A 7,255-nucleotide genomic window follows, 5' to 3' on the forward strand; every position below is an offset into this window, starting at 1 on the left:
CGTGGCGGTCAGCCGGCGGGGCGCCGACCCGCGCGAAAGCGCCGTTGCGGCCCGCGCACGCGGCCTGCACCGCAACAGCGGCCGTGTCACCGATGTGGCGGCGATGGCGCCTGATCTGGTCGTCACGTCGCGCGGCGATCCGGCAGCGGCGCTGACGGCGCGGCGGCTGGGGATGACGGTGCTGGAACTGCCCGAACCGCGTGATTTGGCCGGGGTGCGCCGCAATATCCGCGCGGTGGCCAGCGCGCTGGGCCGTGTGCCGGCCGGTGCCGCGCTGGTGGCCCGTATGGACGCAGCGCTGGTTGGGCCGCCAAAAACCGTCAGCGCGCTGATGGTCGGCGGCGGCGGCAACACGCCGTCAAGCACCGGCCTGACGGCGGCATGGCTGCGCGGCGCCGGGCTGGCGTTGCAGGACGTGCCGCAGGGCCGCATCAGCCTGGAACGACTTCTGAGCAATCCGCCGCAAGTGCTTCTGACGACACGCTATCACCCCGGCAGTTATTCCTCGCAGGCGGCATGGCTGGCGCACCCGGCGTTGCGGCGCCTGCCGGCCAGCACGGCGCGGCGGCAAACCGATGGCCGGGTATGGATTTGCGGCGGGCCTTCGGTGGCCGATGAAATCACTGGCCTGCGGCAATGACACGGCTGATGGTATTCTTGGCTGTCGTGACGGCGCTGCTGGCGGCGGTGTCGCTGTTGTGGGCGCCGGGCGAATTGCTGGCGCTGTCGGCGCGCGCGCCCGACCTGGCGCGCACCATCATGTTCGAACTGCGGTTGCCGCGCACGTTGCTCGGCCTGCTCATCGGCGGCGGGCTGGGCATCGGCGGCGCGGCCATGCAGGCGCTGCTGCGCAACCCGTTGGCGTCGCCCGATGTGCTGGGGCCATCGACGGGCGCGGCGCTGGGCGCGGTCATTGCCGGTTATTTCCTGGGCGGCGGCGTGGTGGCCATGGAAATCGGCGGCATCGGCGGGGCGATGCTGGCGCTGGCGCTGCTGGTGGCGCTGGCCGGGCGCGGCGCCGGCACCGCGACCTTGATTCTGGCGGGCGTTGCCATCAGCGCGCTGGCCGGCGCATCGGTCAACCTGGCGCTCAGCCTCGCGCCGTCGCCCTATGCGCTTTATGATGTGATGTTCTGGCTGATGGGTAGTCTGGCCGACCGATCGCTGCCGCAATTGCTGATGACCGCGCCGGTGATGCTGGCGGCGGGCGCCGTGCTGGCGGCGCAGCGCGGCCGGCTCGATACGCTGGCGCTGGGCGAGGATGTGGCGGCCAGCCTCGGTGTCGATGTGGCGCGGCTGCGCTGGACAGTCATCATCGCGGTCGGCGTCATGACCGGCGCGGCGGTGGCGGCAGCGGGCAGCATCGGCTTTGTCGGGCTGATCGTGCCGCATCTGGTGCGGCCTTTTGTGGCCGGCCGGCCGGGCGCTGCGCTGCTGCCCTCGGCGCTGGCCGGTGCAGCGCTGTTGAGCGCGGCGGACATAATGGTGCGGCTGCCGCTGGCGGATCAGGAGATCAAGCTGGGTGTGTTTACGGCGCTGGCCGGCGCGCCGTTCTTTTTGTGGCTGGTGGTGCGCAGCCGATGAGCCTTGCCGCCATTGCTCTTTGCCGTCGTCCGATGCTGGTCCCGACCGATATCGCGTTTTCGCCCGGCACTCTGACGGGTCTCATTGGCCCCAATGGCGCCGGCAAGACCACGCTGCTGCGTGCGCTTGCGGGCCTGTCTGCCGGGCCGGGCGTGGTAACGCTGGACGGCGCGCCGCTGCGGGCTGATCCGCACCGGCTCGGCTGGCTGCCGGCGGACCGCGATGTTGCCTGGCCGCTGAAGGCACGCGATCTGGTGCAACTGGGGCTGGGGCCGGGCGCGGCGCGCGATGATACGGCGTGCATGGCCGCGCTGGCGTTGACCGATGCCGGGGGTTTTGCCGATCGCGCCGTCGATACGCTCTCCACCGGGGAACGTGCCCGCGTGCTGCTGGCGCGGGCGCTGGCGGCGCGGCCGGCGTGGCTGCTGCTTGATGAACCGGTGGCCAATCTTGATCCGGGGCACCGGCTGGATGTCATGGCGATGCTGCGCGGGCAGGCCGCCGGCGGGGTTGGGGTAATCGCTGCAATGCACGATCTTGATCTGGCCGCGCGCTGTGACCGGCTGGTGATGATGGCCGATGGCGCGGTGGTGGCGGACGGTCCGGCGGCGGTGGTGCTGGCCGATGCGGCGCTGGGCGATGTGTTTGGCGTCGTGCGCGGGCAAAACGGCTGGGAACGGTTGAGGAAAGCGCCGTGATGCGCCTATAGCTGGCACATGTCACATATCGGCCAGCCCCTCCCCCCTTCGGCGCGCGTCAATGCCGCCGCCATGGCCGAACTGGTCGCCGAATTGCGGGAACGCGCCGCGCGCATCGCGCTGGGCGGGCCGCAATCGAGCCGGGAGCGGCATGTCGCGCGCGGCAAGCTGCTGCCGAGGGACCGGGTCGAAGGCTTGCTCGATCCCGGCACGGCGTTTCTCGAAATCGGGCAATTTGCTGCCGATGACGTCTATGGCGAGGATGTGCCGGCCGCCGGCATGATCGCCGGCGTCGGTCAGGTGTCGGGGCGGCTGTGCGTCATCGTTGCCAACGACGCGACGGTGAAAGGCGGCAGCTATTACCCCCTGACGGTGAAGAAACATCTGCGCGCACAGGAAGTGGCAGCGCAAAACGCCCTGCCCTGCATCTATCTGGTCGATAGCGGCGGTGCCAATTTGCCCCGGCAGGACGAGGTATTTCCCGACCGCGACCATTTCGGGCGGATTTTCTTCAACCAGGCCACCATGAGCGCCGCCGGCATCCCGCAGATTGCCGTGGTGATGGGCAGTTGCACCGCCGGCGGCGCCTATGTGCCGGCGATGGCGGACGAATCCATCATCGTGCGCGGCCAGGGCACGATTTTTCTGGGTGGGCCGCCTCTGGTGAAGGCCGCGACCGGCGAGGAAGTCAGCGCCGAGGATCTGGGCGGCGGCGATGTGCATACGCGCCTGTCGGGCGTCGCCGATCATCTGGCGGAGGATGACGCCGATGCGCTGGCCATCGCGCGGCGCATCGTGGCGACAATCCCGGCGGCGGCGGCCTTTGTGCCTGCAGCGCCCCGGCCACCGCGCTTTGATCCGTCGGAACTGGGCGCATTGGCGCCGCTCGATACGCGCCACCCGGTCGATGTGCATGAGGTGATTTCGCGCATCGTCGATGGGTCGGAATTGCAGGAATTCAAGCAGCGTTATGGCGAGACGCTGGTCACCGGCTTTGCCCATATCGAAGGCTATCCGGTGGCGATTCTGGCCAACAACGGCATCTTGTTCAGCGAAAGCGCCCAGAAAGGCGCGCATTTCATCGAATTGGCCTGCCAGCGCCGCATCCCGCTGTTGTTCCTGCAGAATATCAGCGGCTTCATGGTCGGGCGCCGGGTGGAGAATGAAGGCATCGCCAAGCACGGCGCCAAGCTGGTGACGGCGGTGGCATGTGCTGCCGTGCCCAAGATCACCGTGGTGACAGGCGGCAGTTTCGGCGCCGGCAATTATGGCATGTGCGGGCGGGCCTACAGCCCCAATTTCCTGTGGATGTGGCCCAACGCGCGCATATCGGTGATGGGCGGCGAACAGGCCGCCAGCGTGCTGGCCACGGTCAAGTCTGGCGGGTTCAAGTCGGCGGCGGAGGAGGAAGCCTTCAAGGCGCCAATCCGTGCGCAATATGAGGCGCAGGGCAACCCCTATTACGCCAGCGCGCGCCTGTGGGACGATGGCATCATCGACCCCGCAGACACCCGCAGCGTCGTGGCATTGAGCCTGGCGGCATCGCTGCAAAAGCCGGTGGGCGAGACGCGCTTCGGCTTGTTCCGGATGTGACGATGGCACTCGAAACCCATATCGATGCCGATGGCGTCGCCCATGTCACGCTGGACCGGGCCCAGCGTCACAATGCCTTTGACGAGGCGTTGATTGCCGCATTGGCCGAGACGTTTGGCGCGCTGGGCGTGGAGCCGGGTGTCCGCGCCGTGGTGCTGTCGGGCAAGGGCAAGTCGTTCTGTGCAGGCGCCGATCTGGACTGGATGAGCCGCGCCGCCGGTTATACGCAGGCGCAGAACCGCGAGGATGCGCAGCGTCTGTCGGACATGCTGGCGGCGATCAATGATTGTCCCAAGCCCGTGATTGCCATTGTGCACGGCAATGTCGCGGGCGGCGGCGTGGGCCTGGCGGCGTGCGCCGATATGGTCGTGGCGATCAGCGGCGTGCAGTTCAGGCTTTCCGAAGTGCGGCTGGGCCTGACACCGGCAACGATTTCGCCCTTTGTCATGGCCAAGATCGGCGCCAGCGCGGCGCGGCGCTGGTTCCTGACCGCCGAGGCGTTTGGTGCGGACGCGGCGCGGGACATGGGCCTCGTGCATGAAGTTGCGGCCGACAGGGACGCGGCGGACGCGGTGGTGGCCGGCTGGCTGGCGCATCTGGGCGCTGCTGCACCGGGCGCGGTCGCCGATGCCAAGGCGCTGGTGCAGGATTTTGCGGGGCGCGACATTTCGCTGATCCTCCGGGCCGAAACCGCCGCACGCATCGCCGCGCGCCGCGCCAGCGATGAAGGCCGCGAGGGCATTGGCGCCTTTCTGGGCAAGCGCAAACCGAATTGGGTGAAGGAATGACAATGAACCTCTTCGTTTTGACTGCGCTGGCCGTGATGTGTGCCGCGCCGGCGCTGGCCAGCCCGGAAACCGAAGTGCTGGCCGCCACCGATGCGGTGATGGCAGCCATCAACACCCGCGATGCCGCCGCCTTTGACCGGATTGCCGGGCCGGACCTGGTCATCCAGACCATCAGATTTGCCGCCGATGGCAGCTCGCAGATGCGGTCCGTCAGCCGCGCGCAGATACTCGAAAGCTTTGCCAAGACCCCAGCGCCCTTCGACGAACGCCTGCTCGGGCGCAACATCTCGATCACGCGGGATTTTGCGCATGTGTGGGCGCCTTACACGCTCGACATCGGCGGCAAGCGCATCCACTGCGGCGTCGACAGTTTTGGTTTCATGAAGGTTGCCGGCACATGGAGGCTGACCAGCCTGGCGTGGACCGCCGACCCGCAAGGTTGCACCCTGTGAGCACACCCCTGAAAAAGCTGCTGATCGCCAATCGCGGCGAAATTGCCCGGCGGGTCATCCATTCGGCGCACGCCATGGGCATTGCGACCGTTGCCGTGCACAGCGGCGCCGACGCCGCATCGCCCTTCGTGCGTGAGGCCGGGCAGGCCGTCGCGCTGGGCGGCAACCGTCCCTATCTGGACGGCGCCGCCATCATCGCGGCAGCCTTGCGCACAGGCGCCGATGCCATTCACCCCGGCTATGGCTTCTTGTCGGAAAACGCCGATTTTGCCCGCGATGTGCGCGCCGCCGGGCTGACTTTCGTTGGCCCGCCCGAGGCTGCCATGCGGGTCATGGCCCTGAAGGACAGCGCCAAGGCCGAGATGAAAAAGGCCGGCGTGCCGATCACGCCGGGCTATCAGGGCGATGACCAGAGCCTGGTGCGGTTGCAAAAGGCCGCGCAGGCCGTCGGGTTTCCGCTGCTGATCAAGGCTGTGGCCGGCGGCGGCGGCAAGGGCATGCGGTCGGTGCACAGCGAGGCCGAATTTCAGGATGCGCTGCTCGCGGCGCAACGCGAGGGCGAGACCAGTTTCGGCAACGCCCATGTGCTGCTGGAAAAGCTCATCCTTCGCCCGCGCCATGTCGAGGTGCAGGTGTTCGGCGATGCCCATGGCCATGCCGTGCATCTGTTCGAGCGCGACTGTTCGCTGCAACGCCGTCACCAGAAGGTCATCGAGGAAGCCCCTGCCCCCGGCCTGTCCGACCGGCTGCGCCACACTTTGGGCGTGGCTGCCGTCACCGCCGCGCTGGCCATCGGCTATGAGGGCGCCGGCACGGTCGAGTTCATCCTCGACATGGATACGGTGGATGCGCACGGCGACCCGGCATTCTACTTCATGGAGATGAACACGCGCCTGCAGGTTGAGCATCCGGTGACCGAGTTGATCACGGGCCAAGATCTGGTGGAGTGGCAACTGCGTGTCGCGCGCGGCGAGCCGCTGCCGCTGGCACAAGACGCGCTGCGGGTCAGCGGCCACGCCATGGAAGCGCGGCTGTATGCCGAGGACCCGGATTCGGGTTTCCTGCCCGCCACCGGCACGCTGTCGCGGCTGGTGTTTGGCACCGGTGATGGCGTGCGCATCGACACCGGCGTCGAAACCGGCAGTCGCATCGGGCTGGACTATGACCCGATGATCGCCAAGGTCATCGCCTGGGGGGCGACGCGCGAGGAAGCCATCGACCGGCTGGTCGGCGCACTGGATGCCACCATCGTCGAAGGGTTGAAGTGCAACCGGGCGTTTCTGGCACGGCTGGCAAACCATGGCGCGTTCCGGGCCGGCGAGGTCGATACCGGGTTCATTGGCCGCCATGCCGATGAGCTGGCGCCGCCCGCCTATGTGCCGGCGCATGTGTTGCTGCTGGCGGCGCTGTCGCTGGCCATGCCCGGTGCGCCTTGTGCCGCAGACTTGCCGATATTCCAGCGCCGCGCCTTTCGCATCAACCTGCCCGAGAAACGCACGTTGCGGCTGTGGCACGGCGAGGCGGCGCATGTCATCGGGCTGCGGGCCATGGGTGCGCGCTGGCGGGTCGCCGGCCTGCCGGGCATCGGCGAAGTGGGCGCACGGCGCAGCGGCGGTGACGGGCTGGTTGTCGATATCGGCGGGCAGATCAGCCAAGGCGTCGTTGTGGTCGGCGATGACCGCATCGACGTGCGCAGCGGCGGCCAGAGCTGGCAAATCAGCCGCACCGCGCCGCGCAAGGCGGTGGCCGGCGGCGCAGGAGATGGCCGGGTGATGGCGCCGATGCCGGGCCGCGTGCTCGCCGTCGATGTGGCGCCGGGTGCGGTCGTCGAAGCGGGCGACCGGCTGCTGGTGCTGGAAGCCATGAAGATGGAGCACCGGCTGACGGCCCGTGCGCCAGGCACCGTGACGGCGGTGCATGTCGGCGTGGGCGACCAGATCGCCGATGGCATGTTGCTGGTGGAAATCACTGCCTGAAACGGGTGGCCGGACCCAGGCGGCGGGGCTGCCGCGCGGGTCTGGGCCCTTCCGGCCGGAAGCTCAGAATGTGTCGTCGGCAGGCTGTTCGCGCCAGGCCAGGATGATGCCCGGTAGCGCCAGGCTAGTGATGCCAAAGGCGGACAGGAGGTCGATGGCTCCGT

General features: G+C 68.5%; 7 protein-coding genes. All 7 read left to right on the forward strand.

Annotation, left to right across the window (positions count from 1 at the left end; genetic code table 11):
* Positions 1-640, forward strand: a 640-nt coding sequence (locus tag RMQ73_RS04730) for an ABC transporter substrate-binding protein (protein ID WP_409049833.1), incomplete at its 5' end; no start/stop codon positions are given.
* Positions 641-648: 8 nt separating this feature from the next.
* The gene (locus RMQ73_RS04735; protein ID WP_310496909.1) at positions 649-1,584 is read left to right on the forward strand and encodes an iron ABC transporter permease; all 936 of its coding nucleotides are present in this window, start codon (positions 649-651) and stop codon (positions 1,582-1,584) included.
* A 32-nt stretch (positions 1,585-1,616) separates the two neighbouring features.
* The gene (locus RMQ73_RS04740; protein ID WP_310496911.1) at positions 1,617-2,282 is read left to right on the forward strand and encodes an ATP-binding cassette domain-containing protein; all 666 of its coding nucleotides are present in this window, start codon (positions 1,617-1,619) and stop codon (positions 2,280-2,282) included.
* 18 nt (positions 2,283-2,300) lie between these two features.
* Positions 2,301-3,875, forward strand: coding sequence for a carboxyl transferase domain-containing protein (locus RMQ73_RS04745; protein WP_409049834.1), 1,575 nt, complete (start codon positions 2,301-2,303; stop codon positions 3,873-3,875).
* 2 nt (positions 3,876-3,877) lie between these two features.
* Positions 3,878-4,663 carry an enoyl-CoA hydratase-related protein gene (locus RMQ73_RS04750; protein WP_310496912.1) on the forward strand — a complete coding sequence of 262 codons (786 nt, stop codon included), beginning with the start codon at positions 3,878-3,880 and terminating at the stop codon, positions 4,661-4,663.
* A gap of 2 nt (positions 4,664-4,665) precedes the next feature.
* On the forward strand, positions 4,666-5,115 hold the full coding sequence (locus tag RMQ73_RS04755; RefSeq protein WP_310496913.1) for a hypothetical protein: 450 nt from the start codon (positions 4,666-4,668) through the stop codon (positions 5,113-5,115).
* On the forward strand, positions 5,112-7,091 hold the full coding sequence (locus tag RMQ73_RS04760) for a biotin carboxylase N-terminal domain-containing protein (protein WP_310496914.1): 1,980 nt from the start codon (positions 5,112-5,114) through the stop codon (positions 7,089-7,091). Before RMQ73_RS04755 ends, RMQ73_RS04760 begins: the two co-directional genes overlap by 4 nt.
* Positions 7,092-7,255: the final 164 nt, after the last annotated feature.

This window comes from Sandarakinorhabdus sp., assembly GCF_031430775.1.
Taxonomy (GTDB): Bacteria; Pseudomonadota; Alphaproteobacteria; order Sphingomonadales; family Sphingomonadaceae; genus Sandarakinorhabdus.